The organism is Paraburkholderia sp. SIMBA_027 (assembly GCF_046535315.1).
GTDB classification, from domain to species: Bacteria; Pseudomonadota; Gammaproteobacteria; order Burkholderiales; family Burkholderiaceae; genus Paraburkholderia; species Paraburkholderia tropica.
Map to the genome: position 1 here is coordinate 1 of NZ_JAWRWY010000704.1, position 267 is coordinate 267.

1 protein-coding gene is annotated in these 267 nt (G+C 37.1%); it reads right to left on the minus strand.

The genetic code is table 11. The annotated features are described in order from the left end of the window. Nucleotides 1–84: 84 nt before the first annotated feature. The coding region (locus SB764_RS40850; RefSeq protein WP_410866875.1) for a hypothetical protein at nt 85–267 on the minus strand (183 nt) is incomplete at its 5' end.

Consider the following 267-nt stretch of genomic DNA (forward strand, 5'->3'; position numbering starts at 1 on the left):
GAGATTGTCTTTCCATTTAGGGTTTTAATTTGAGCATGCACAGCTGATACCAGTAAGACCAAAACCAGAGCAGAAATGAGCTTTTTAATCATTATGCATCTCATTATGACTATAACTGATTACTTTAGCTAATTTCCAGGTTTCGTCTATGAACTGCCAAAGTTGAACAAATTTGTAGGTTCCACTGACTTTTTCCTGTGTCTGACCTTTGTTCGTGTGATAAAATGTATGCACTCCCATTTCAACAGCACCATACCCTTTAATTGG